The sequence below is a fragment of the Serratia sp. CoH_122_TC_1 genome (genome assembly GCF_058191755.1).
The window spans coordinates 176,911-200,987 of the sequence record NZ_JBXWLA010000008.1 but is presented as its reverse complement, the minus strand read 5'-3'; the positions used below and the strand labels follow the sequence as shown (position 1 = coordinate 200,987).

General features: G+C 53.3%; 22 protein-coding genes. 11 read left to right on the top strand and 11 right to left on the bottom strand.

Annotated features, from left to right (window positions below; all coding sequences use genetic code 11):
* Positions 1-31: 31 nt before the first annotated feature.
* The 4 genes from pspD to tyrR all read left to right on the top strand — a co-directional run bounded on the left by pspD (position 32) and on the right by tyrR (position 4,635).
* Positions 32-298 carry a phage shock protein PspD gene (gene pspD / locus AC2FC2_RS12515; RefSeq protein WP_265553456.1) on the top strand — a complete coding sequence of 89 codons (267 nt, stop codon included), beginning with the start codon at positions 32-34 and terminating at the stop codon, positions 296-298.
* Positions 279-1,676 carry a YcjX family GTP-binding protein gene (locus AC2FC2_RS12510; RefSeq protein ID WP_490659314.1) on the top strand — a complete coding sequence of 466 codons (1,398 nt, stop codon included), beginning with the start codon at positions 279-281 and terminating at the stop codon, positions 1,674-1,676. The genes pspD and AC2FC2_RS12510 overlap by 20 nt, the downstream gene beginning before the upstream one ends.
* Positions 1,673-2,734 carry a TIGR01620 family protein gene (locus tag AC2FC2_RS12505; RefSeq protein WP_404759529.1) on the top strand — a complete coding sequence of 354 codons (1,062 nt, stop codon included), beginning with the start codon at positions 1,673-1,675 and terminating at the stop codon, positions 2,732-2,734. The genes AC2FC2_RS12510 and AC2FC2_RS12505 overlap by 4 nt, the downstream gene beginning before the upstream one ends.
* Before the next feature lie 329 nt (positions 2,735-3,063).
* Positions 3,064-4,635 carry a transcriptional regulator TyrR gene (tyrR, locus tag AC2FC2_RS12500; protein ID WP_490659313.1) on the top strand — a complete coding sequence of 524 codons (1,572 nt, stop codon included), beginning with the start codon at positions 3,064-3,066 and terminating at the stop codon, positions 4,633-4,635.
* A gap of 64 nt (positions 4,636-4,699) precedes the next feature.
* On the opposite strand, the gene tpx is transcribed toward tyrR, so the two are convergent.
* Positions 4,700-5,203, bottom strand: coding sequence for a thiol peroxidase (gene tpx / locus AC2FC2_RS12495; RefSeq protein ID WP_037415704.1), 504 nt, complete (start codon positions 5,201-5,203; stop codon positions 4,700-4,702).
* 223 nt (positions 5,204-5,426) lie between these two features.
* Here tpx and ycjG point away from each other — a divergent pair, with 223 nt between their 5' ends.
* Positions 5,427-6,398, top strand: a complete 972-nt coding sequence (gene ycjG / locus AC2FC2_RS12490) for an L-Ala-D/L-Glu epimerase (protein ID WP_490659312.1) — start codon at positions 5,427-5,429, stop codon at positions 6,396-6,398.
* A gap of 5 nt (positions 6,399-6,403) precedes the next feature.
* Here the strand turns inward: ycjG and mpaA are convergent, their stop codons facing one another.
* Positions 6,404-7,111, bottom strand: a complete 708-nt coding sequence (gene mpaA / locus AC2FC2_RS12485) for a murein tripeptide amidase MpaA (RefSeq protein ID WP_209633738.1) — start codon at positions 7,109-7,111, stop codon at positions 6,404-6,406.
* A 332-nt stretch (positions 7,112-7,443) separates the two neighbouring features.
* On the opposite strand from mpaA, the gene AC2FC2_RS12480 reads away from it, so the two are divergent.
* Positions 7,444-7,794 (top strand): hypothetical protein, encoded by a 351-nt coding sequence (locus tag AC2FC2_RS12480; RefSeq protein WP_265553442.1) that lies wholly within the window; start codon positions 7,444-7,446, stop codon positions 7,792-7,794.
* A 159-nt stretch (positions 7,795-7,953) separates the two neighbouring features.
* On the top strand, positions 7,954-9,588 hold the full coding sequence (locus AC2FC2_RS12475) for a peptide ABC transporter substrate-binding protein (RefSeq protein WP_209633734.1): 1,635 nt from the start codon (positions 7,954-7,956) through the stop codon (positions 9,586-9,588).
* Positions 9,589-9,759: 171 nt separating this feature from the next.
* Here the strand turns inward: AC2FC2_RS12475 and AC2FC2_RS12470 are convergent, their stop codons facing one another.
* Together AC2FC2_RS12470 and AC2FC2_RS12465 are read right to left on the bottom strand one after the other, a co-directional pair.
* A complete protein-coding gene (locus tag AC2FC2_RS12470) occupies positions 9,760-10,008 on the bottom strand; it encodes a hypothetical protein (protein WP_209633732.1) in 249 nt (82 codons plus the stop codon).
* A 193-nt stretch (positions 10,009-10,201) separates the two neighbouring features.
* On the bottom strand, positions 10,202-11,275 hold the full coding sequence (locus AC2FC2_RS12465) for a hypothetical protein (protein WP_490659311.1): 1,074 nt from the start codon (positions 11,273-11,275) through the stop codon (positions 10,202-10,204).
* 193 nt (positions 11,276-11,468) lie between these two features.
* Here AC2FC2_RS12465 and zntB point away from each other — a divergent pair, with 193 nt between their 5' ends.
* Entirely contained in the window at positions 11,469-12,452 is a 984-nt protein-coding gene (zntB, locus tag AC2FC2_RS12460; protein ID WP_209633728.1) for a zinc transporter ZntB, read from the top strand.
* A gap of 217 nt (positions 12,453-12,669) precedes the next feature.
* Here the strand turns inward: zntB and AC2FC2_RS12455 are convergent, their stop codons facing one another.
* The 4 genes from AC2FC2_RS12455 to umuD form a co-directional block, all read right to left on the bottom strand.
* The gene (locus AC2FC2_RS12455) at positions 12,670-13,068 is read right to left on the bottom strand and encodes a VOC family protein (RefSeq protein WP_209633726.1); all 399 of its coding nucleotides are present in this window, start codon (positions 13,066-13,068) and stop codon (positions 12,670-12,672) included.
* A gap of 139 nt (positions 13,069-13,207) precedes the next feature.
* Complete coding sequence (ttcA, locus tag AC2FC2_RS12450; RefSeq protein ID WP_209633724.1) at positions 13,208-14,140, bottom strand: tRNA 2-thiocytidine(32) synthetase TtcA; 933 nt, start codon at positions 14,138-14,140, stop codon at positions 13,208-13,210.
* Between the two features lie 127 nt (positions 14,141-14,267).
* A complete protein-coding gene (gene umuC, locus AC2FC2_RS12445) occupies positions 14,268-15,536 on the bottom strand; it encodes a translesion error-prone DNA polymerase V subunit UmuC (protein ID WP_490659310.1) in 1,269 nt (422 codons plus the stop codon).
* Positions 15,536-15,958: a translesion error-prone DNA polymerase V autoproteolytic subunit gene (gene umuD, locus AC2FC2_RS12440; RefSeq protein ID WP_209633720.1), complete on the bottom strand. Its 423-nt coding sequence runs from the start codon at positions 15,956-15,958 to the stop codon at positions 15,536-15,538. The genes umuC and umuD overlap by 1 nt, the downstream gene beginning before the upstream one ends.
* A 263-nt stretch (positions 15,959-16,221) precedes the next feature.
* Between umuD and AC2FC2_RS12435 the strand changes: the two genes are divergently transcribed.
* Positions 16,222-17,466: an alginate lyase family protein gene (locus AC2FC2_RS12435; protein ID WP_265554177.1), complete on the top strand. Its 1,245-nt coding sequence runs from the start codon at positions 16,222-16,224 to the stop codon at positions 17,464-17,466.
* A gap of 1 nt (position 17,467) precedes the next feature.
* Here the strand turns inward: AC2FC2_RS12435 and nifJ are convergent, their stop codons facing one another.
* Positions 17,468-21,001, bottom strand: a complete 3,534-nt coding sequence (gene nifJ / locus AC2FC2_RS12430) for a pyruvate:ferredoxin (flavodoxin) oxidoreductase (protein WP_490659309.1) — start codon at positions 20,999-21,001, stop codon at positions 17,468-17,470.
* Positions 21,002-21,252: 251 nt separating this feature from the next.
* Here nifJ and AC2FC2_RS12425 point away from each other — a divergent pair, with 251 nt between their 5' ends.
* Positions 21,253-21,585, top strand: coding sequence for an SMR family transporter (locus tag AC2FC2_RS12425; protein ID WP_209633715.1), 333 nt, complete (start codon positions 21,253-21,255; stop codon positions 21,583-21,585).
* A gap of 491 nt (positions 21,586-22,076) precedes the next feature.
* Positions 22,077-22,337, top strand: coding sequence for a DUF333 domain-containing protein (locus tag AC2FC2_RS12420; RefSeq protein WP_209633713.1), 261 nt, complete (start codon positions 22,077-22,079; stop codon positions 22,335-22,337).
* A 43-nt stretch (positions 22,338-22,380) separates the two neighbouring features.
* Here the strand turns inward: AC2FC2_RS12420 and hslJ are convergent, their stop codons facing one another.
* Entirely contained in the window at positions 22,381-22,809 is a 429-nt protein-coding gene (gene hslJ, locus AC2FC2_RS12415; protein ID WP_490659308.1) for a heat shock protein HslJ, read from the bottom strand.
* A gap of 144 nt (positions 22,810-22,953) precedes the next feature.
* Positions 22,954-23,946 (bottom strand): 2-hydroxyacid dehydrogenase, encoded by a 993-nt coding sequence (locus tag AC2FC2_RS12410; RefSeq protein ID WP_209633709.1) that lies wholly within the window; start codon positions 23,944-23,946, stop codon positions 22,954-22,956.
* Positions 23,947-24,077: the final 131 nt, after the last annotated feature.

Below are 24,077 nucleotides of genomic sequence, written 5' to 3'. Positions count from 1 at the left end.
TTGAACCCAACTGTGCCGGAGGGCATTGATAGTGAACAAAATCCATGCCGTAAACACCGTTAAATCCGGTGGATTTAAACAAGGAGCCGGTGCAATGTTGAAGACATTGTCTAAAGTCATCATCATAGCGTTACTGAATTACGGTCCTGCAGGCGCGGCCGGCTGGCTGTTGCGGACCGTCGGTCGCAAACCGATTCGCTTTGTACTGGCGCTGGTTCTGGAACCCTTGTTCCGCAAAGGCCTGAACAAAGTATTTGGGCGTTATGCCAAGGAGAACAATGAAACGACTGCAAAATGAGTTAACGTCGCTGGTCAACCGCGGAATGGATCGCCACCTGCGTCTGGCGGTAACCGGCCTTAGCCGTAGCGGAAAAACGGCTTTTATCACTGCCTTCGTCAATCAATTGTTGCACGTTCACAGCGGTGCGCGCATGCCGCTGTTCTCACCCGTGCGTGAAGAGCGGCTGCTGGGTGTAAAGCGTATCCCGCAGCGCGATCTTGGCATTCAGCGTTTTACGTATGATGAAGGGCTGGCACAGCTTTATGGCACACCGCCAAGTTGGCCAACCCCGACCCGTGGCGTCAGCGAAATTCGTCTGGCGCTACGTTACCGCTCCAATGATTCACTGCTCCGCCATTTCAAAGACACCTCAACGCTGTATCTGGAGATTGTTGATTATCCAGGGGAGTGGTTGTTGGATTTGCCGATGCTGGAACAGGATTACCTGGCCTGGTCGCGTCAAATGGCGGGCTTACTGCAGGGCGATCGTGCCGAGTGGGCCAAACCTTGGCTGGAACTGTGCAAAAGTTGTGATCCGCTCGCCCCGGCTGATGAAAACAAGCTTGCGGCGATCGCCCAAGCCTATACCGACTACCTATTGCGCTGTAAAAGCGAAGGGCTGCATTTTATTCAGCCGGGCCGTTTTGTACTGCCGGGCGATCTGGCAGGCGCACCCGCATTGCAGTTCTTCCCATGGCCAAATGTGGACAGTCTCGGTGAGTTGAAACTGGCACAGGCAGATAAACACAGCAACATCGGCATGCTGCGAGCGCGTTTCAATTATTACTGCCAGACGATCGTCAAAAACTTTTATAAAGAACATTTTGTCCGGTTCGATCGTCAGATCGTGCTGGTGGATTGCCTGCAACCACTCAACAGCGGTCCACAGGCGTTTAACGATATGCGGCTGGCGCTGACCCAATTGATGCAGAGCTTCCACTACGGTAAGCGTACGCTGTTTCGCCGGTTATTTTCACCCACCATCGATAAACTGATGTTCGCTGCCACCAAGGCCGATCACATCACTGCCGACCAACACGCCAATTTGGTGTCGCTGTTGCAACAGTTAGTGCAGGAGGCATGGCAGAATGCCGCGTTTGAGGGGATCAGCATGGATTGCGTCGGGCTGGCTTCGGTGCAGGCCACTGAAAGTGGCATTGTTGACCACCAGGGGCAGCGGATCCCGGCGTTAAAGGGCAACCGCCTGAACGACGGCGCACCGCTGACGGTATTCCCCGGCGAAGTCCCCGCGCGTTTGCCGGGGCCGGCATTTTGGCAGAATCAGGGCTTCCATTTCGATGAGTTTCGTCCACGCGCCATGAGTGTGGACAGTCCATTACCGCATATCCGTTTGGACGCGGTAATGGAGTTTTTACTGGGAGATAAATTGCGATGAGCGAGCCGATAAAACCGCGTATCGATTTTGAAGAACCGTTACAAGCGCCGCAAGAGCCTGTGTTGCGCGCCAATGTGGCGTTTGACGAACAGCAGGCTGAGCACTTTTTCCCTGCGGCGCCGGAGTTAGAACAAGAAGAGGAAGAAGGGCGCGCCGAAGGCATTATTAACGCGGCGCTGAAACCCAAACGCAGTCTGTGGCGCAAAATGGTCACCGCTGGGCTGGGGCTGTTTGGCATTAGCGTGGTGGCACAGGGCGTACAGTGGGTGCATACCGCCTGGGTACAGCAGGATTGGATCGCCCTGGGTGGCGGCGTGGCAGGCGGTTTGATCGTCTTTGCCGGTGTGGGCTCGGTCGTGACCGAGTGGCGTCGGTTATATCGGTTGCGCCAGCGTGCAGAAGAACGCGATGTCGCGCGTGAGCTGCTGCATAGCCACGGGCTGGGTAAAGGGCGTGAGTTTTGTGAAAAACTGGCGCGCCAGGCAGGCCTCGATCAGGGGCACCCCGCGTTGCAACGTTGGCAGGCATCGCTGCATGAAACTCAAAACGATCGTGAAGTTGTCGCGCTCTATGCCAAGTTGGTACAACCGGTACTGGATAACCAGGCGCGGCGTGAAATTAGCCGCTCGGCAGCCGAGTCTACGTTAATGATCGCTGTCAGTCCGCTGGCGGTGGTGGATATGGCGTTTATCGCGTGGCGTAATATTCGTCTTATCAACCGCATTGCGGCGTTGTATGGCATCGAACTGGGTTACTTTAGTCGTCTGCGGTTGTTCCGGTTGGTGTTGTTGAATATTGCCTTTGCCGGCGCGTCAGAATTGGTGCGTGAAGTGGGTATGGATTGGATGTCGCAAGATTTAGCGGCCAGACTCTCTGCCCGTGCGGCGCAGGGGATCGGGGCCGGCTTACTGACTGCCAGACTGGGTATCAAGGCGATGGAACTATGCCGCCCGTTGCCCTGGCTTGAAGGGGAAAAACCAAAGCTGGGTGATTTCCGCAGCCAATTGGTGGGGCAATTGAAAGACACGCTGAAAAAAAGCGACAACAAAGCCAAATAACCGATCGGCGGCGCCTCTTTTGGCGCCGTTGTTTATTTCGCCCTCGATCAGCCCTCGATAACGCCAAGACGTAACCCTCACTTGACGAAAGACGATCCCCCTGCAAATGCATTATATTTATCTGCTAATTTATTGATGGTTGTGATAACACTCTACAGATAAGCTAAAATGACGCCGATGGTGTTATTCACTTGCGTTTAAAATCATCAACAACAGCGATAAATCAGAGTTCTGTCAACTTTTGCTGACAGATTGCTTCTACCGCTTGAGGTGAGAGAGTATCATCATCGCCAGTCATCCCCGCACCTGCTGAGATAAGGCCAATACTGATGCGTTTGGAAGTTTTTTGCGAAGACCGTCTCGGTCTGACTCGAGAGTTGCTCGATCTTTTGGTATTGCGCAGCATCGATTTACGTGGCATCGAAATCGATCCCATTGGCCGCATTTACCTCAACTTTTCCCAATTGGACTTTGACACCTTCCGTGCGCTGATGGCGGAGATCCGCCGTATTGCCGGCGTGACAGATGTCCGTACTGTGAATTTCATGCCGTCTGAGCGTGAACACCGTGCGCTGCGTGCGCTGTTGGAGTCAATGCCGGAGCCGGTATTTTCAATTGATATGAAAGGCAAGGTTGAACTGGCCAACCCGGCAGCGCAGGCATTGTTCGGTTTCAGCGAAGACAAGATCCGTAATCAGACCGCGACTGCATTGATTGGGGGTTATAACTTCAACCGCTGGTTGGAGAGCGAACAGACGACGCCGCAATCTGAACGTGTCGTGATCCGCAGCCAGGATTTCCTGATGGATATCACGCCAATCTATCTGGAAGACGAAAACCAGCAGAGTGCCGCCGTAGGCGCGGTAGTGATGTTGAAATCTACGGCACGTATGGGGCGTCAGCTACAGAATTTGTCGGTGAATGATGATACCGAGTTTGATCATATCGTCGCCGCCAGCCCGAAAATGCGTCACGTGTTGGACCAGGCCCGCAAGTTAGCGATGCTGGATGCACCACTGCTGATTGTGGGGGACACCGGTACTGGCAAAGATATTCTGGCCCGTGCTTGTCACCTGCGTAGCCCGCGGGGCAAGCAACCGTTCCTGGCATTGAACTGTGCCGCATTGCCGGATGATGTCGCGGAAAGTGAACTGTTCGGTCATGCCGCGGGTGCGTATCCCAATGCGCTTGAAGGCAAGAAGGGCTTCTTCGAGCAGGCGCACGGTGGTTCGGTGCTGCTGGATGAAATCGGTGAAATGTCCCCGCGCATGCAGACAAAACTCCTGCGCTTTATTAACGATGGCACTTTCCGCCGGGTCGGTGAAGAACACGAAGTGCATGTGGATGTGCGCGTGATCTGCGCGACGCAGAAAAACCTGATTGAGCTGGTGCAGCGCGGTGAGTTCCGCGAGGATCTCTATTACCGCCTTAACGTACTGACCATTACCATTCCGCCGTTACGTGAACGCCCGCAAGACATTATGCCGCTGACCGAGCTGTTTGTGGCGCGCTTTGCCGATGAGCAGGGTGTAGCGCGACCAAAGCTGGCGAGCGATCTGGGCAGTTTCCTCAGTAAATATGGCTGGCCGGGCAACGTGCGGCAGTTAAAAAACGCAATCTACCGTGCGTTGACACAAACCGAAGGCTTCGAATTACGCCCACAAGATATTGTATTGCCGGAGTTTGACGTTGAGATGTCACTGGGTGATGAAGTGTTGGACGGTTCGCTTGACGACATCAGCAAACGTTTTGAACGCTCAGTGCTGACGCGGTTGTACCGTACTTACCCCAGTACGCGAAAACTGGCAAAGCGTTTGGGGGTTTCGCATACCGCGATCGCCAATAAACTGCGGGAGTATGGCTTAAATAGCCGTAAGCCGGCAGAGGAAAGCGAAGAATAAAAAAACGGGCGCAATAAGCGCCCGTTTCAAGGTAAAAAGGCCGGTGAATTACCGGTCTTTTTTATTAGTTCAGCGCAGCCAGCGCTGCATCGTAGTCTGGCTCGTTGGTGATTTCATTCACCAGTTCGCTGTACAGCACGTTGTCCTGACCATCCAACACCACAACGGCACGGGCAGTCAGACCCGCCAACGGACCCTCAGCGATTTCAACACCGTAAGCCTGTTTGAACTCTGCGCCACGCAGGGTAGACAGAGTGACGACGTTGCTCAGACCTTCTGCGCCACAGAAACGTGACTGTGCAAATGGCAGATCGGAGGAAATGCACAGCACAACGGTATTATCCAGACCGCTGGCCAGTTGATTGAATTTACGTACTGACGCCGCGCAAACGCCAGTATCAATACTTGGGAAAATGTTCAGGACTTTACGTTGCCCTGCGAAGCTGCTCAGCGCTACGTCTGACAGGTCTTTGGCAACCAGTGAGAAGGCTTTGGCTTGTTCGCCTGACTGTGGCAGGTGTCCTGCAACGCTTACCGGGTTACCTTGAAAATGTACTGTCTGAGTCATTAGCTTGATTCCTTTATTTGGGTACGTACAAAGGGCATGAGCCTAATAGACGTGCCTTTCGGCCCGTGTTTAACATTAGGTTCACACCCTGGCCTCAGTTTATGTCAACAATTGTGGGTTGGATATATAAAGTTTGCTAAATAGTTGTATATATTAGAGTGTGTTGAAAAAACCGCCCGCGCATCTGTCCGACTTTATGCGCTATTTCCGCCCAGGAGCCGCTATGAGAAGCATGCGTTTTTACCCAGAAGCCTGGCCGTTGCATACTGCCTTTGTTATTGCCCGCGGCAGCCGTACTGAAGCCAACGTGGTGGTGGTCGAAATTGAACAGCAGGGCGTGCGTGGCATCGGTGAATGTACGCCATATCCCCGCTATGGTGAAAGTGAAACTTCGGTGATGGCGCAGCTTGCTGACGTGGCGCCGGCCGTCGAGCAAGGTGTGACGCGTGAGCAACTGCAAGCCCTTATGCCAGCAGGTGCTGCACGTAATGCTGTTGATTCTGCATTGTGGGATTTGGAATGCCGATTGAATGGTCAGAATCTTTGGCAGCGCAGTGGCGTTGTAGAACCAGAACGTATTTTGATGGCGCAAACCGTCAGTATCGGTTCGCCGGAAGCGATGGCTTTCGCCGCACGGGAGCTTGAGCAGCAGGGCGCGCGATTGCTGAAGATCAAACTGGACAACCATTTGATCAGCGAACGGCTGGTGGCGATCCGTTCGGCAGTGCCGGATGTGACGTTGATCGTCGACGCCAATGAGTCGTGGCAGGTCGAAGGCCTGGCGGCCCGTTGCCAACTGCTCGCGGATTTGGGCGTGGCGATGCTGGAACAACCGCTACCGGCGACGGATGACGGCGCACTAGAAAACTTTATCCATCCGTTACCGATCTGTGCTGATGAGAGTTGCCATACCCGCAGTGATCTCGCCAAATTGGTTGGCCGCTATCAAATGATCAATATCAAGCTGGACAAAACCGGTGGTTTGACAGAAGGGCTTGCGCTGGCTGAGAAGGCACGGGAAGACGGATTTGCCATTATGCTGGGGTGCATGCTGTGCACCTCGCGGGCGATCAATGCCGCGTTGCCGCTGGCGCCGGGGGCGCGTTTTGTCGATCTGGATGGGCCGACCTGGTTGGCGAAGGACGTTGAGCTAGGGCTGGATTTTGAATGTGGGGCGATTAACCTCGCCCCATAACTGGTTTAGTCCGGGTAAGTCAGCAACTCTACCATGGCATCAAGGTAACTTTCGCTGGCGGCATCGGCTGATATCGGTGGGAATTCTGCGGTAATGCAGGGCAGCGACAAATCGGCGCACCAGCTGCCGAATGACCCTGGCGTCTCATAGCCAACGCTGGTTACCAGCGGCAAGGCAAACTTATGTGAAAGCCAAACGCCTAGCCGAGAGCTGGCTGGGTCTTCAATACAGGCCAAGGGCTCGTGGAACGACACGACCCAGTGTGGTTTCAGCCGATGGATCAGATGACACAGTGCCTGAGTTTCAGGTTCGGAGCCAGGGCGACCGCCGGTCGAGAGCTTGACATCCCGGGCCTCTGCTGCGCTGTTCCAGCGATAAACCGTGTCGCCTGAACGCCAGTTGGCCGCAGGAAAATTACGGTTGAGATCAACGCCGTTGGCATTGGCACGTAGCCCAAGCTGACAGCCATCAGGATTGACCGCCAGCACAACATGATGACGTAATTGGTTTGGCGCGATGCTGCGCAGTGCACAGGACAAGGTAACGATCGCGGCACCCTCATCACCGTGGGTGCCAGCGATGATCAGCCCGGTTTCTGGGCCACTGATGGCCGCTGGGAAATAGAGGAGCGGCGCGCCCAACAGCGAACTGCCGTAATTCTCTCCTGCAACGGCCAATTGGCCACGTTCACTGCGCGGTCGATGCTGGATCATGCTGTAGTCCCTGATTTAAAGGTCGAGAGTGATTATCATTTTATTCAGTGTATTACGGTTTTGCTTCTCTTTCCCAGAGCATTTGTGCACCCTTTGCGCAATGTGTGAACCGGCTGCAGCGAAAATGCTAATTAAACCGCACCAGGCAGGTTGCTGTTGTTATACCCCAAATAATTGGAGTTGCATCGAGGCGGCAACCGCATGAATCCCGATGAGCTTACTCAAGTCAGTGATTCGGGTGAGTAAGGGCAGCCAACAAAGATGCAGCTTCAAGTATTACGGGTATATACTAACGGCAGAAGCTAAGCCAATAACCAGCAAGGGGATTTAACATGCCAGTAGCCAGAATAGTCGCCAGCTATAGCGAAAATGATAAGGATACCATTACGTTGCTGTGTGGCGTGGACGAAGAAAACCAGATCCGTCAGGGGGAGTGGTTTGGCGTGGTGAAGAACGACGACGGGCGTGGAGATGAGTCAAACTATCCGTTTACCCTGCACGTCGACTACCAGAAAAACAGCTTCTATCTCGATTATGGCTATGATGATGCCGAATCGCGCCAGATGCAGAAAACCGATATTTCTGCCAAACCACTGGCTGAAAAAGGTTTCTTCACCATTTTTGATGAAGAAGAGGGTGAAGAGTTCAGCTACCGCATCAATAGCATTCACCTTTACGAGTAAAAACGTCTGAAGTAAAAATGCCCGTATCGACATTGTCGTGCGGGCATTTTTTATTGCCTGGCCCCCAGTTTTTGCATCTTGTCCGTCTCGAACTCTAGGTGAGTCTACTCTTGTGCTATAAGATAAAAAATTCAGATGGTTAACTGGGGATGAATCAGAATGACGAGAAAAAAAATTCAACAGGGTTTTCGTTTGGCATTGTGTGCAGTGGCGATCGGCGCAGGATTGAACAGCGCGATGGCCGCACAGGTTCCCCCAGGCACCATTCTGGCGGAAAAACAGGAAATTGTTCGTCATATTAAAGATGAGCCGGCCTCACTGGATCCCATCAAAGCGGTGGGGTTGCCGGAAGCGCAGCTAGCGCGCGATTTGTTTGAAGGATTGGTGAATCAGGATGCCAACGGAAAGGTGATCCCTGGTGTTGCCACGCGTTGGCAAACTGCAGATAACCAAACCTATATCTTCACGTTGCGCAAAGATGCTCGCTGGTCCAATGGTGACCCTGTCACGGCAAAGGATTTTGTTTATAGCTGGCAACGGCTGGTTGAGCCCAAAAACTTGTCCCCCTTTGCCTGGTTTGCTCAACTTGCGGGTATCCAGAATGCGGATGAGATCATTGCCGGTAAATTACCTGCCGACAAACTGGGCGTCACGGCGCTGGATGACTACACCTTCAAAGTGCAGTTGAACAAGCCGGTGCCTTATTTTGTCAGCCTGACTGCCAACTTCAGTCTGTTCCCGGTGAACAAGACCGTCGTGGAGAAATTTGGCAACGATTGGACGAAAGTCGGCAATCTGGTCGGTAACGGTGCGTTCAAACTGCAAGAGCGGGTGGTCAACGAGAAGCTGGTATTGACGCCAAATGAACACTATTGGGATCACGCGCATACGGTATTGACGAAAGTGACCTTTGTACCGATCAACCAGGAGTCCAACGCCACCAAACGTTATCTGGCCGGCGATATCGATATCACGGAGTCCTTCCCGAAGAATATGTATCAAAAGTTGCTGAAAGATATTCCGGGGCAGGTGTACACGCCGGATCAGCTTGGTACCTACTATTATGCGTTCAACACCCAACGTGCACCCACCAACGATGTACGGGTGCGTAAAGCCTTGTCTTACGCCATCGACCGCAAGATTATCGCCGAGAAGGTGCTGGGTACCGGTGAGAAACCGGCTTACCACTTCACGCCGGACGTCACCGCCGGGTTTAAACCTGAAGTGAGCTTGTTACAACAACAACCGCAGGCGGAGCTGGATGCGCAAGCCAAGGCATTGATGCAGGCCGCAGGTTATGGCCCGAATAATCCATTGAAGCTGACACTGTTGTATAACACCTCGGAAAGTCATCAGAAAATAGCGATTGCCGTGGCCTCAATGTGGAAGAAAACGCTGGGTATCGACGTCAAGCTGCAAAACCAGGAATGGAAAACCTACATTGATAGCCGTAATACCGGCAATTTCGACGTGGTGCGCGCTTCTTGGGTGGGAGATTACAACGAGGCATCGACTTTCCTGTCGTTGTTGAGCTCTACCCACAGCGGCAATATCGCCAAATTCAAAAGTGCGAATTATGACAAACTGTTGGCACAGGCCAGCCGTGAAACCAATCCCGCGTCCCTGACCACAGACTACAACAAGCTGGAACAGATCATCGCCGAACAGGCACCGATTGCGCCAATTTACCAGTACACCAATGGTCGATTAATCAAGCCTTGGGTGAAGGGCTATCCGATCACCAATCCGGAAGACGTGGCCTACAGCCAAACGATGTATATTACCCAACATTAATGACAGTTAATCCGGCTCCGTTAATCGGGGCCGGATTACGTTTGCTTGCCGAAGAATAAAATAAGCCTCTGGCGTTTATTTCATCCATGGCAATCATTCAGGCTCAAGCAAAATGGGCTTATTTTTATTTGGACAATTAATCCTGGTACGACGCGTAGCGTTATTTATCGCTTATAAGCTGTCCCGCATGGCATCGACCAGTACGCGACCTGTCATATCTGTTTGGGTAATGCGATAACTGGTTGGATAGGAACGGCGGGTACTCAAATGGTCATGGACTGAGACGTTGCCAACGTGTGCGCCCTGGGCGTTCTTGACGATAAACTCACTGATTTCTTCTTGGCCCTGATTTTGAAAACTGACACTGCGGATTTTTTCCAGCGTATCGCTGTCATCTAATTTTAAATGGTCACGTAACATAACTACCTCCTCGTAGTTAGGGAAGTATATGCCTCTGAAATTTGAGCTGGAACAGCTTTATGTTGATTTTTTATTGTTATTTTGAATTAAAATTGCTGTGAATATGTTAAGTCATAATAATGGCATCATCGCCAGCGCTTTATTCACTCTATTCGCCAAGATTGGAAATGATTTTATTTCATCTCGGTGATTATTAGTCTGCGTCTTGCTTAAATAATGCCTTGCGGCCAAGAGAAGACGGAAATACGCAGGCTACGTCATGCGCACAGCCGGGCACAATCAGTAAGTCATGCTTGGCGTGCGGGGCGAAAAGTTGCCGATCGTAAGCGGCATAGGCGATACCGCGTTGCAGCCGATAAGGGCCTTGAGCCTGCGCCGCGCAGGATTTATCGAGTATCTTGTAGAACGTGCCCGGTGCATTACCGGTATCTTTCTCGCCTTCAATGTAGGTGATATCTGCCATTGCATAGCGTTGACGTACAGACTCTGGGCTTTGTCCGAGAAAAGGGGGCATAGAATCAATGCCGTATTTCCAACGATTGATGTTCGGGCAAGCGTCCGTATTGCTCACAACCCAATCAAAGCGACAGCGTCCTTTTTGGTTACAGTTGCGCCAGTCGGCAGGGTGTGTGTTCTCTATCGGTTGTGGCCGTTGGCGATCAAAATAGAGCCAGCTGCCTGGGTCAGCGATGACATAACGCAGCGCCACGCCGGCAGGCGGTTTGGCAAATCCAGCATAGTGTTGCACAAATTGCGCACCGGCGGAAAAACCAGCAACGGTGATCGACTGTATTTGCGGCCATTTTATTTTCAGTTCGGCAACCAGACGATCCAGTGCGGTAAATGAGCTGGTTTGCCCCAGAGTGTCGAGGCCTCCCTCGATCCAGGAACTGCAACTCCACAGCGCGTCGCCTGCCTGAGCGGCTGGGACTCCCGGTGAATGGCAGTGCGTGGCCTGGCTGCCACTGACGGGGAACAGAGGGGCGACCAGCAGCGTGTCCCCCGTTCTGGCAGACAGTTGGGCGGCCTTAATGGCGGCCTGCAGTGTTTTACCGGCATCTCGCGGGTGGCCATGAATGACGACCAAAGCAGAGCGTGGGGAGTTAGCCTGCGGTTTAGCCACAAAGTACGGCAGTTGGCCTGACCCCGCCAGTTGTAGCGGGTAAGTTTCAGCATAGTGGTTCAGTGCTGGGCTGGCGTGCAGGCAGAAAGCGTACAAGAGCCCAGACAGGCTCACCAGACGGCAGAGCCGCGTTATTGTTTTCATTATCATCATTCTGCCGTTGCACTACTGTCAAACATGATTCTCTCCCACCGGGTATTCAGTCACTCCTTGGTATGCACAAGTATAGTGAGTTCGGGTCGGAGCGTGGGAGAAACCAACCCTTACAGCTTGGTCTTTGATCTGCATACCAATAACGCTAGACTCTCGGATAACTGAAAAGCAGAGGGGATGAGGAATGGAAGTCATTGAGGGGCGCGAGTTACAGGTTCCTGACGCAGTGTATGCTTACCAGCTTGACGGCAAGGGTGGCGTAACACCGATTGATTACGAAGATAAAGTCACCTGCGACGAACCTTGCTGGCTGCATCTCGATTATGCTCATTCAGCTAGCGCCGAGTGGCTGACCACCACGCCGCTGTTGCCGGATGCGGTAAGGGAGGCGTTATCTGGAGAAAGTTCGCGACCGCGCGTCAGTCGGGTTGGCGATGGCACCATGATCACGCTGCGCAGTATCAATTTCAACACTAACTCGCGGCCGGATCAGTTAGTGACGATCCGTGTTTATATGACCGACAAACTGATCGTGTCTACCCGTCACCGTAAGGTGTACTCCATTGATCAGGTGGTGAACGATCTGCAAAATGGCAGCGGGCCGACCAACAGTGGTAATTGGCTGGTGGAAATATCCGATGCGCTGACAGACCATGCCAGTGAATTTATCGAAGACTTGCACGATAAGATCATCGATCTGGAAGATGCGCTGTTAGAGCAACAAATCCCTGAACGCGGGCAGTTGGCGTTGATCCGCAAACAATTGATTGTACTGCGTCGCTACATGGCGCCGCAGCGTGACGTATTTTCCCGTTTGGCAAGCGATCGCCTGCCCTGGATGAACGATGATGATCGTCGCCGTATGCAGGATATCGCCGACCGGTTGGGGCGAGGGCTGGATGACCTGGACGGCAGCATTGCACGTACCGCGATCCTGTCCGACGAAATCACCACCGTAATGGCCGATGCGATGAATCGCCGTACCTACACAATGTCTTTGTTGGCGATGGTGTTTTTACCGACCACCTTTTTGACCGGGCTGTTTGGTGTCAACCTTGGTGGCATCCCTGGCAATACAGCGCCCTTTGGTTTTGGGTCGTTTTGCCTGATGCTGCTCGCTCTGGTGCTAGGCGTGGGCTGGTGGCTGAAGCGGCGCCGTTGGCTGTAACCAAAAAGCCCTGAAAACCCGGTTAACATTGAGCGATATCAACTTTTCCGGGGGGGAAATGGGGCATGATCTCTCCCGCAGGTGAATGCAACGTCAAGCGATGGGCGTTGTGCTCCATAATTGTCTTACTTTCTTATATTTAGAATTACTGCATAGCACATTGATTCATACGATGCCGGTTTAATCACCGGCATTTTTTTGTCTGTCATTTTCCCCGTCAGGCGGCACTCTCATCCCAAAAACTGGCCTCGATCTTGTGCCCGTCCAGATCGCGCACAAAGCAGCCATAGTAGGCCTCACCATAATGCGGTCGTGAGCCGGGAGCACCTTCATCTTTTGCGCCGGCCTGCAGCGCCTGGCGGTAGAAATCATCAACCTGTTGTTTGCTGGTGGCGAAAAATCCCACATGCAGACCGTTACCGGTTGTCGCCGGTTTACCGTCGATCGGGATCTGCAACCAGAACTCCGGATAATCACGCCCATAGCCAATAGCACCAGGATGTTCTAACACCCGTCGGCAGCCTAATGCGGCAAGCGTGCGATCGTAAAAATCAGCTGCGGCTTCAAAATTATTGCTGCCGAGAGAAACGTGGGATAAGCAGGGGGTGATGTTCATCGGTAATCTCCTGATTGCTGTATAAAAACACAGTATAGGATAAAAACCGCACTGTCCGACGAATTCTGCTGAAATTGCGAGCGGGATCAAAAACGGGGAAGGAAAGGAACCGCCCGCAGAGTGCGGGCGGTATATCGACTTACTTAATTTCGAGAACGTCTAAACGCACCGGGGTGGCGTCATCCGCATCTTCCGGTTGCCAGCCGATCGGTTGCATGGGGAGGTCTTCGCGGTCAAAGGCCAAATCCCCGCCGTCAACAACCTCACTACCGTGATGAATGCCTTTAAAATCAAACAGGTTAAAGTCACTCAGGTGCGAGGTCACGACGTTCTGCGTTGCGCTGAACATGGTTTCCAGACGGCCCGGGTAACGTTTATCCCAGTCACGCAACATATCGCCAATGACCTGGCGTTGCAGGTTAGGCTGCGAACCACACAGGTTACATGGAATAATCGGGAATGCCTTGGCGATCGAGAAACGCTCAATGTCTTTTTCACGGCAATAAGCCAGCGGGCGAATGACCACGTGCTTGCCATCGTCGCTCATCAGTTTCGGTGGCATGCCTTTCAGCTTACCGCCATAGAACATGTTGAGGAACAACGTTTGCAGAATGTCGTCACGGTGGTGGCCAAGGGCAATTTTGGTCGCGCCCAGTTCGGTGGCGGTGCGGTAAAGGATCCCGCGGCGCAGGCGTGAACACAGCGAACAGGTGGTTTTGCCTTCGGGAATTTTGTCTTTGACGATGCTGTAGGTATTTTCCTCAACGATCTTGTATTCCACACCCAGGCTTTCCAGATAGGCTGGCAGAATATGCTCGGGGAAACCAGGCTGTTTTTGGTCGAGGTTTACCGCAATCAGTGAGAAGTTGACCGGTGCGCTCTGCTGCAGATTACGCAGGATCTCCAGCATGGTGTAGCTGTCTTTGCCACCGGACAGGCAGACCATGATACGGTCACCTTCTTCAATCATGTTGAAATCGGCGATCGCTTGGCCCACGTTACGACGCAGACGCTTTTGCAACTTGTTGAGATTGTACTGCTCTTTTTGGCTAATGGTTTGATTTTCTGACATTAAATCGTGCTCGTTCTCAATTGGGGGCACTATGGGCATGACGTTTTAGGCAGCGAGTTTAGCATTCTATGGGCTGATTGGGTATTTCATCCATACGCTCTTGGCCGCAAAGGCTGATTGCCGATTTTCAGTACACGCGAGCACGCGGTAAATCTTCCACCCGTGTGGTGTAAGCCGGAGAGAGAAACTCACGCTTCATTGACCATGTTTGCTGGTTTCCTTGTCCGGCAAACCACACCCCTGAATGCCCGGACTGATTGATTTTGTCCAGGGCGGCCATCAAACGTTCGCTGTTGGGGCGTGGCTGATATTCATCGAACAGGTCTAACTGAGCTACGCCTTGCGAGTAAAAGTCTTGCAGCATAACGCCGGCTTTTAGATAGCGGTGGCCGGGCTGCCAAATTTTATCAAGGCACCGAATCGCTGCTGCGATGATGTCGCGCGTATCTTGCGTTGGTGTACTGAGCATGATGCTCGCGGTGTTGCCATAATACTTTTCGTTGGCCGAGAAGGGGCTGGTTTTAACCCATGCGTTGATATTCCGGCAATATTGGTGCTCTGCACGCAGTTTTTCTGCCGCGCGGGAAGCATGCATACAGATTGCCTGATGCATATCACCATATTCGGTGACGCGTTCACCAAATGATCTGCTGCAAATGATCTGCTGTTTGGTTGGGGCAAACTCCTCGAGCGACAAGCAGGGTTCACCGCGCAGTTCACGCACTGTGCGTTCAATTACCACGCTGAAATGCTTGCGGATCATTGTGGTGCTGGCATCCGCCAATTGCAGTGCGGTTTTGATCCCCATATTCTGCAGCTCTTTGGTTAAGCGTCGCCCGATACCCCAGACTTCTATTACCGGCACTTTTGCCATTAATTTTCGCTGCCGCTCCAGGTTGGAAAGATCAACCACACCGCGGGTTTGTTCCCATTTTTTCGCTGCGAAGTTCGCCAGTTTTGCCAGCGTCTTGGTCTGGGCAATACCGACACCGACGGTGAGGCCGGTACATTGCAAAACGCGGTCGCGAACCTGGTGCCCGAACGTTGTCAAATCGACACAATTTTGTACGCCGGCAAGATCAAGGAAGCTTTCGTCAATGGAGTAAATTTCAACACGGGGGGCCATTTCTTCGAGCACGGCCATCACTCGCATCGACATATCGGCGTACAGCTCATAGTTGCTGCTGAATGCGATACCGCCTGCACGTTCAAAATCATGCTTTATTTTGAAGTAGGGCGCACCTGTTTTCAGGCCCAGGGCTTTAGCCTCTTTACTCTGCGCCACCACACAGCCGTCGTTGTTAGACAGCACAACAACGGGCCGCCCACGGAGGTCTGGGCGCCACAGTATTTCACAACTCGCATAAAAACTGTTCACGTCGGCCAGGGCGTACATTATTTCAGCCTCGTGATGGTTGAAACGACCACGCCGACGATATTCTGCTCGTCGTTGTCATCCCGCAGCGGTATTGGCCGGAACTTCGGATTCATCGGCTCAAGCTGCGCGACAGGATGCAGACACAGGCGCTTAACGGTGAACTCGCCTGCGATGCTGGCGATCACGATATCGCCGTGGCAGGCGCCAATGCTTCGATCAACCACCAGCATGGATCCGTCGGTGATCCCGGCTTCGATCATGCTTTCTCCGGAAGCGATCAGAAAGTACGTCGCCGAAGGGTGGCTAATGCAGTATTCGTTGAGGTCAATCCGTGCGTGTATGTAGTCTTGCGCGGGGCTGGGAAAGCCAGCCGGGACATTATCGGCGTAAAGCGGAATGCGCTGTTTCTCTGGGGTTGGTGTGGGTAAAAAGTGTTTCATGGTGCATTTCTCTATACTGTTTTTATATACAGTATAATCGAATTTTAGCCATTACAACCATAAAGAAAGTCAGGGGCGAGACGATCGTCAGTTATCTCCTTGTTGGGCAAGATGATCCTCTCGGAAAAGTTTTAGGGGGTGGCTCACAAGCGCCAGTGTCCGTGCGTTTTTACGCTCAGAAACGTTTTTTATCTGTCGGGACACACAAAACCGGGCAGGATACTCTCAGTCACTCATGATCATAATGGGGTACCTGCCTGATGATACGTACCTGCCTGCGTGCAGCCCTCTTGCTTTGCCTGACGCCTTTTGCCGCTAACGCCGTTGAGTGCTGTATTTTCTTGCAGCAGCCGCAGTTGTCACAGGTAAAAGCACAGACTCAGGGGGATGCCAACTATCAACGCCTGATACGTGATGCTGACAGCGCACTGCGAAAGCCGTTGCTCAGCGTCACTGATAAAGGCCTGACCCCGCCGAGCGGAGACAGGCATGACTACCTGAGCCTGGGGGCCTATTGGTGGCCGGATGCGAGTAAACCCAATGGGTTGCCTTGGGTTCGTCGCGATGGGCAGGTGAACCCGGCCAGTAAAAATGAACAGAGTGATGGCGTGCGGCTGGCAGAGTTCACCCAGCGGGTACAAACACTGGCATTGGCGGGGTATTTCTCCGGTCAGCAACGTTACAGCGATCGGGCGATTAGGCTGATCCGTACCTGGTTCATCGATCCATCAACGCGGATGAACCCAAACCTCAACTACGCTCAGGGTATTCCGGGCCGCGACAGCGGGCGCGGTAATGGCATTCTCGATGGGCGCTATTTTGCCATTCGCATTGTCGACAGCCTGTTATTGCTGCAACAGACTCCGGGGTGGACGGCGCAAGATGAAAGCCAGATGCGGCAATGGTTTGCCCGTTACCTTGACTGGTTGTTACACAGCCCAGCCGGTAAACAGGAGGGCGCCGCAAAGAATAATCACGGCAGTTGGTATACCGTGCAGGTAGCGGGCATTGCTGCCTGGCTCGGGCGTGACGACGTGGTGCGTGATATGGCCGTTTTGATGCAGCATAAGCTGGATGTGCAGCTTGCCGTCAACGGGACGCAACCGCAGGAACTGCTGCGTACTCGTTCGTTTCACTACAGTTACTTTAATCTGCAAGCCTTGGTCCTGATGGCGGGTTTGGCACAGCGACAGGGCATCGATCTCTGGCATTACCCTACAGAACAGGGCAGCTCATTATTGGCTGCGCTGGATTTTATGGCGCCTTATGTTGATGCGGCGCACCCGTGGCCTTATCCGAGTCTGGATCGGGTCGGGGTTCGTCTTGTTCCGCTGCTGATCCAAACCGACAGCATGCTGAAAACCAAACGCTATCAAACGGTGATTGAAAAAGCGCAATTTGACGTCAGGCAATGGCAGGGCAAAAGCAGTTACGTACGCGGTGCGGTGAAAGAGGCGCAGCGGCAAAGCTGGCTGGAAGCGGGGCGCGAACCGGTCGCGCCCCAATGATTTACTCAGCGGAGGTTTTTTCTCCTTTACCGGCCAGTAGACTGAGGAAGTCGTACTTTTCCTTCAGCTCTTTCTCGGCGGCCTGATACAACGCGCTGGCGACTTCCGGCTGCTGTGAGTTCAGGCGGCGGAAGCGCTGCTCTTTGAGCAGGGTTTCGGTCAGGTTGCTGTTGGGTGGCCGTGAGTCCAGTGCCAGTGCTGCTTTACCTTCATCTGCACGACGCGGATCGAAGCGATACAACGGCCAGAAGCCAGTGGCGGTCAACTGCTTCATTTGATCGTGGCTGAGTGCCAGATCGTAACCGTGCTCTTCACAAGGACTGTAGGCGATAATCAGGGACGGGCCCGGATAGGCCTCGGCTTCCTGAATCGCTTTCACCGTCTGGTTGAGCTGCGCACCCAGCGAGATTTGCGCGACATACACGTGGCCGTACATCATCATGCTGACGCCTAAGTCCTTACGTGCCTTACGCTTGCCGTGCTCGCCGAACTTGGTGACGGCGCCCAGTGGGGTGGCCTTCGACTGCTGACCGCCGGTATTGGAATAGCATTGGGTATCCAGCACCAGTACGTTGACGTTCTCGGTCAGGCTGAGGACGTGATCCAACCCACCGAATCCGATGTCGTAAGCCCAGCCATCGCCGCCAATCAGCCAGATAGATTTGTCCACCAGATAATCGGCGTCGGTCGCCAGCTGGCGTGCGTCGTTACCTTCAATCTGCATCAGCAGACTGCGCAGTTCAGCAATCTGCTGGCGGCGAGGTTCCGGAGCGATATCATCCATCTGCAGGGCATTAACCAACTGTGCCGGCAACTGCGGTGCCAGGCTGTTCAACAGACGCAACACGCGGCTGCGATGCTGATCGACCGTCAATCGGAAACCGAGACCAAACTCTGCATTATCCTCAAATAGCGAGTTGGCCCAGGCAGGGCCGCGGCCTTCGGCATTGGTGGTGTAAGGGGTGGTAGGCAAGTTGCCACCGTAAATAGATGAGCAGCCGGTGGCGTTGGCAATCAGTAGTCGATCGCCATAAAGTTGGGTCAAGAGCTTAATGTACGGCGTTTCGCCACAGCCGGAACAGGCACCGGAATATTCGAACAGCGGTGAGATCAGCTGCGACGTGCGAATGTCGATCCGTTCGAGCTGTGCAGGATCGATCTCCGGCAGTTGCAGGAAGAAGTCGTAATGCGCTTTTTCCTCAGCCAAATGCTCCAGGCGCGGCGCCATGTTGATCGCTTTGATGTCCGGGTTCTGGCGATCTTTCGCCGGGCACACCTCAACGCACAGATTACAGCCGGTGCAGTCTTCCGGGGCTACCTGCAGGACGTATTTCTGGCCACGCATATCGCGTGCCTTCACATCTAGCGATTGCAGTGAGGCAGGAGCATGTTCCATCGCTTCCGGTTGTACCACTTTAGCGCGAATCGCGGAGTGCGGGCAGGCGGCCACGCAGTGGTTGCATTGGGTGCACAGATCCGGCTGCCAAATGGGGATATCTTCGGCGATATTGCGTTTTTCCCACTGGGTGGTGCCAACCGGCCAGGTACCGTCAGGCGGGAAGGCCGACACCGGCAGTGCATCACCCAGTCCGGCCAACATCGCGGCAGTCACGGTTTTGACAAAGTCGGGTGCCGCGTCGGAGACCACGGGAGGGCGCATTGGGCTATTGTCGTTAACCGGCTGCAGCGGGATTTCAACCAGTGCGTCGAGCGTGGCGGCCAGCGCCTGCCAGTTACGTTCAACAATGTCCTGACCTTTGCTGCTGTAGCTGCGGGCGATGGCGTCCTGCAATTGCTGCAGCGCGACGTCGCTTGGCAGGATCTGGGTCAGGTGGAAGAACGCCATCTGCATCACGGTATTGATACGCGCACCGAGCCGGCATTCACGCGCCAATTTTGCCGCGTTGATAATGTAAAAACGCGCCTGACGTTGCAGCAGCACCGCCTGCACTTCCTGCGGCAGACGTGACCAGGCCTCTTCGGCACCGTATGGAGTATTGAGCAGGAAGATACCCCCTGGTTTCAAGCGTTCCGCCATCTGGTAGGTATCGATAAATTGCAACTGGTGGCAGCCTACAAAGTCGGCGCGGCTGACCAGATAGGCCGAGTTGATCGGGTGCTCGCTGACGCGCAGGTGTGACACTGTCAGGCCGCCGGCCTTTTTAGAGTCGTAAACGAAATAGCCCTGCGCGTACATCGGTGTGCTGTTGCCGATGATTTTTATGTTGTTCTTGGTGGCGGATACGGAGCCGTCGCTGCCCAAGCCGTAGAACAGTGCCTCCAACGAAGCACGCTGCGGTAGGGGGTCTTCACTGAGTGGCAGAGAAAGGCCGGTGACATCATCGAAAATGCCGACGGTAAAGCGCGGACGCGGTTTTTCCAATGCCAGTTCGTTAAATACCGCCAATGCACAGTCTGGCCCGAACTCCTTTGAGGACAACCCGTAACGGCCTCCAATGACCATTGGCATACTGGCACGTTCACCACGGCTGAAGGCTTCGGCCAGCGCGGTCATCACGTCCAGATAGAGCGGCTCCGCTAATGCCCCCGGCTCTTTGGTGCGATCCAGTACGGCGATTTTTTTTGCGCTCTCCGGCAGAACGCTGAGCAGATGCTGCGCGGAAAATGGCCGGAACAACCGGACTTTCAACACGCCGACTTTTTCACCACGGGTCAGCAGGGCGTCGATCGCTTCTTCGCAGGTGCCGATAGCAGAACCCATCAGGATCACCACGCGTTCGGCCTGCGGGTGGCCATAATATTCAAAAGGTTGGTATTTCCGCCCGGTAATTTGGGCGAATGTGTCCATGGCATCAATCACATGCTGACACGCGGCGTTGTACCAAGGGTTGGTGGCTTCACGCGACTGGAAATACGTGTCCGGATTGGCGGAGGTGCCGCGTACCACGGGGTGGTCTGGCGACAGGGCGCGGCTGCGATGTGCATCAATCGCATCCTGTGGCAGCATTTGGCGCAGAACGTCGTCGCTCAGCGGTATGATCTTGTTGATTTCATGCGAGGTACGGAAACCATCAAAAAAATGAATAAATGGCAGGCGGCTGTTGAGGGTGGCGGTTTGAGAAATTAACGCAAAGTCCTGCGCTTCCTGCACATTGCTGGCACACAGCATGGCGCACCCCGTTTGGCGTACGGCCATGACGTCTGAATGGTCACCGAAAATTGACAGCGCGTGAGTTGCAATCGTCCTGGCGGCGACGTGCAGTACAAAGGGCGTCAGTTCGCCGGCCAATTTGTACAGCGTCGGGATCATCAACAGCAGGCCCTGCGATGAGGTAAACGACGTCGACAGCGCACCGGTTTGTAACGCCCCGTGTACCGTGGCGATAGCGCCGCCTTCGGACTGCATTTCCACCACTCGCGGTACGTCTCCCCAGATATTCTGGCGGCCGTCACCGGACCAGGCATCGGCTTGCTCTGCCATGGTCGAACTGGGGGTGATTGGGTAGATGGCAATCACTTCGCTGGCGCGATAGGCGACGGAAGCGACTGCGTTATTACCATCTGTAGTAATCATCGACTTTACCTTTCATTGCTCAAAAAGCTGCAGGAGTCACCTCTTGCAATAATTAACAAAAGTCTAGCAGAGGGATATATTGGCTCTTTATCGCGTTTGTGTGGCGGACGATAAATCGACAAAAATCGGTGTAAACGGATATTTCTTGAATTGAGACCGTTCTGTGATGGAGAATTGTCATGCTTGTTTAACGACAATTTATTTCCGGCACGTCATACTGGTAAAACGGCAAACTTACAGAAGAAAAAACGATGAGTGGATTTATGTATTTGGCCATGGCAATTGTTGCAGAAGTGATCGCGACAACCATGCTGAAAGCCTCTGAGGGCTTTACCCGCCTATGGCCGTCACTGGTGGTCGTGATTGGTTACGGTGTGGCTTTCTGGGGGCTGTCAATGGTGGTGAAAACCATGCCATTGGGGATTGTTTATGCTATCTGGTCGGGCATGGGCATTGTTCTGGTGTCGATTGCGGCAGTATTTGTTTATCAACAAAAGCTGGATCTGCCTGCTGTACTTGGCATGGGATTAATTATTGCCGGGGTACTGGTGATTAATTTACTGTCAAAAACTGCCGCGCATTGATCCTTATTCCAACATAAAAATAGCCAGCGTGACATTCAGCGGCGCTGGCTGAAAATTGCAGTAATAAATAACTGAAAATAATGGATTGATTATAATCATTGCTTTTCTCTCGGCAGTGTTTCACCTGCATCTGTCAGCAACATCAGCACTGTTTTCTCGCCTGCGTTTTGTGCCATTCGGCGTAGCTGAAATCGCCTGCAGGTCCTCAACCGTCCCCTCAATTCGCCCAAGGTTAACCCGCTCTCGGGCCTCGCACTGAGGGTTCGACATCTGCGCTGCCGACAAGACGGAAAAACCCGGTAACCATAATAATCACTGCGCTGTTCAAATAAACGCCAAATAATTGCAGGAATATATTTTCATTATTTATATATCAGGCTAGATTAAATAGGTTTGCATCAAAGATAACAAAACGCGTCCGCAATAAAGTGATGCGAGTTATCAGCAATGGCGATTTTACACAGCGAAGTTCCGGGTTCAGGAGTGGAATAATGACAACATCTAAATGGGTGCTGGCCAGTGCCGTATTGCTTTTGGCAGCCTGCAGCAGCAAGAATGAAGAACCAGTCCAACAAGGCAACAGTGCAAGAATCAATAGCTTACAGACTAGCGCAAACTGCGCCATCGTTGGCGGCGTCACTACCGTGACCCACAACTTGAACGGCGAGGCGATCAGAATGTGTCAGATGCCGAATGGCAAACAGTGCGAAGAATCCACGTTGGGCCGGGGCGCCTGCGCGAGCGCCGGCTAACGTAAAAGCGCACCAGGCCGCCGGGCAGCCTGGTGCACAGGGATCACTGCACCCAATCGCGCAGTTTATAAATCAGGGTATGGTCACCGCCGCTCAGCGTTAACTGCTGTGCGCTGAGGGTGACTTTTGCCCCGTTGCTCAGCACGTCGCCGATCATTGCGTCCCACTGGTTGAGCTGCGGATCGGTGCACAGCATGCGGGTAGAGGCCAGGCCTTGCACCGTCAATACGCCGTCTTGCAATTGGCCATTGCCGAAGAAGCGGTTACACATGGCACCGGAAACGTGCATTGTTTCACCGAACTCGATATTAGGCCCATTGCCGTGCCCTGGCGTCACCGCTATACCGTCGACACTTTGCAGCACAAAGTGATGATGCAACAGATCGCTTTCTGTCACCGTCTTACTTTTCTGATTCATTCCACACCCGGCTAACAGCAGCACCGTTAACGCCACCAAGATAGGCTTGTTCATCGGCTCTCCTTGCTAAACCCGTCATACTTGAAACTGCCTCTTTGTTGGCTGCGTCTGCTCACCCCGGTCACCTGGTTGACCAGGCTCCCGGGGATTTACAGGCTTGCCGCCTCGACGCAACGCCAATTATCCAGGGTATAAAAATCAGGCATTGAGCTGGTTAGGGCAGTTCTCGCCGCGATCCAACAGGTTCACGTTTTGTAACGTGGTTTCCGATATGCTGGTCAGCGCCTCCTCCGTCAGGAAAGCCTGATGACCGGTAAACAGCACGTTGTGGCAGGCTGACAGACGGCGGAAAATATCGTCCTGAATCACGTCATTGGATTTGTCTTCGAAGAACAAGTCACGTTCGTTCTCATACACGTCCATACCGAGAGCGCCGATTTTTTGCTGTTTCAACGCATCAATCGCTGCTGATGAATCAATCAGACCGCCACGGCTGGTGTTGATGATCATCACGCCATCTTTCATGGCTGAAAAAGCGTCGGTGTTCAGCAGGTGGTGATTTTCCGGCGTTAGCGGGCAGTGCAGGGTGATCACGTCAGACTGTGCGTACAGCGTTTTCAGATCGACGTATTCTGCACCCAATTCCAGAGCCTCATCGCTTGGGTATGGGTCATAAGCCAACAGTTTCATGCCGAACCCTTTCAGGATACGCATGGTGGCGACGCCAATTTTACCGGTGCCGATGACCCCGGCAGTGCGGTTATGCATATTGAACCCAATCAGCCCTTCGAGCGAGAAATTGGCATCACGGGTGCGTTGGTAGGCGCGGTGAATACGGCGGTTAAGGCACATCATCATCCCTACCGCATGCTCAGCAACGGCTTCGGGTGAATAGGCCGGTACGCGCACCACCTTGATGCCCAATTCTTTGGCGGCATCCAAATCCACATTGTTGAAGCCCGCACAGCGCAGCGCCAGGATTTCGACGCCTAATGCCGCCAGCTCTTCAAGGACTTCACGGCTACCGTCGTCGTTGACGAAGATGCAGATAGCTTTACAGCCGGCGGCGTTTTTGGCGGTTTTTTTACTAAGCAAGAAGTCAAAGAACTCCAGCTCGAAGCCAAACTGCTGATTCACCAGTTCGAGATATTTACGGTCATACTGTTTGGTGCTGTATATCGCCAATTTCATCGTGGTTTCTCCCGCGTGATTTTGTGATCAATTTAACAGATTTTGGTAAATTCTACAATTGGTTAGCCCATGTCGGTAACGCTAAAAAGTGGTATGGGTCATCAGGTGAAGCTGTATCAATAAAGGTAGCT

What these genes read in the sequence shown, in the direction of transcription:
- AC2FC2_RS12510 (WP_490659314.1), top strand. Translation starts at nt 279, where the DNA reads ATGAAACGACTGCAAAATGAGTTAACGTCGCTGGTCAACCGCGGAATG.
- AC2FC2_RS12505 (WP_404759529.1), top strand. Translation starts at nt 1,673, where the DNA reads ATGAGCGAGCCGATAAAACCGCGTATCGATTTTGAAGAACCGTTACAA.
- tyrR (WP_490659313.1), top strand. Translation starts at nt 3,064, where the DNA reads ATGCGTTTGGAAGTTTTTTGCGAAGACCGTCTCGGTCTGACTCGAGAG.
- tpx (WP_037415704.1), bottom strand. Translation starts at nt 5,203, where the DNA reads ATGACTCAGACAGTACATTTTCAAGGTAACCCGGTAAGCGTTGCAGGA.
- ycjG (WP_490659312.1), top strand. Translation starts at nt 5,427, where the DNA reads ATGAGAAGCATGCGTTTTTACCCAGAAGCCTGGCCGTTGCATACTGCC.
- mpaA (WP_209633738.1), bottom strand. Translation starts at nt 7,111, where the DNA reads ATGATCCAGCATCGACCGCGCAGTGAACGTGGCCAATTGGCCGTTGCA.
- AC2FC2_RS12480 (WP_265553442.1), top strand. Translation starts at nt 7,444, where the DNA reads ATGCCAGTAGCCAGAATAGTCGCCAGCTATAGCGAAAATGATAAGGAT.
- AC2FC2_RS12475 (WP_209633734.1), top strand. Translation starts at nt 7,954, where the DNA reads ATGACGAGAAAAAAAATTCAACAGGGTTTTCGTTTGGCATTGTGTGCA.
- AC2FC2_RS12470 (WP_209633732.1), bottom strand. Translation starts at nt 10,008, where the DNA reads ATGTTACGTGACCATTTAAAATTAGATGACAGCGATACGCTGGAAAAA.
- AC2FC2_RS12465 (WP_490659311.1), bottom strand. Translation starts at nt 11,275, where the DNA reads ATGAAAACAATAACGCGGCTCTGCCGTCTGGTGAGCCTGTCTGGGCTC.
- zntB (WP_209633728.1), top strand. Translation starts at nt 11,469, where the DNA reads ATGGAAGTCATTGAGGGGCGCGAGTTACAGGTTCCTGACGCAGTGTAT.
- AC2FC2_RS12455 (WP_209633726.1), bottom strand. Translation starts at nt 13,068, where the DNA reads ATGAACATCACCCCCTGCTTATCCCACGTTTCTCTCGGCAGCAATAAT.
- ttcA (WP_209633724.1), bottom strand. Translation starts at nt 14,140, where the DNA reads ATGTCAGAAAATCAAACCATTAGCCAAAAAGAGCAGTACAATCTCAAC.
- umuC (WP_490659310.1), bottom strand. Translation starts at nt 15,536, where the DNA reads ATGTACGCCCTGGCCGACGTGAACAGTTTTTATGCGAGTTGTGAAATA.
- umuD (WP_209633720.1), bottom strand. Translation starts at nt 15,958, where the DNA reads ATGAAACACTTTTTACCCACACCAACCCCAGAGAAACAGCGCATTCCG.
- nifJ (WP_490659309.1), bottom strand. Translation starts at nt 21,001, where the DNA reads ATGATTACTACAGATGGTAATAACGCAGTCGCTTCCGTCGCCTATCGC.
- AC2FC2_RS12425 (WP_209633715.1), top strand. Translation starts at nt 21,253, where the DNA reads ATGAGTGGATTTATGTATTTGGCCATGGCAATTGTTGCAGAAGTGATC.
- AC2FC2_RS12420 (WP_209633713.1), top strand. Translation starts at nt 22,077, where the DNA reads ATGACAACATCTAAATGGGTGCTGGCCAGTGCCGTATTGCTTTTGGCA.
- hslJ (WP_490659308.1), bottom strand. Translation starts at nt 22,809, where the DNA reads ATGAACAAGCCTATCTTGGTGGCGTTAACGGTGCTGCTGTTAGCCGGG.
- AC2FC2_RS12410 (WP_209633709.1), bottom strand. Translation starts at nt 23,946, where the DNA reads ATGAAATTGGCGATATACAGCACCAAACAGTATGACCGTAAATATCTC.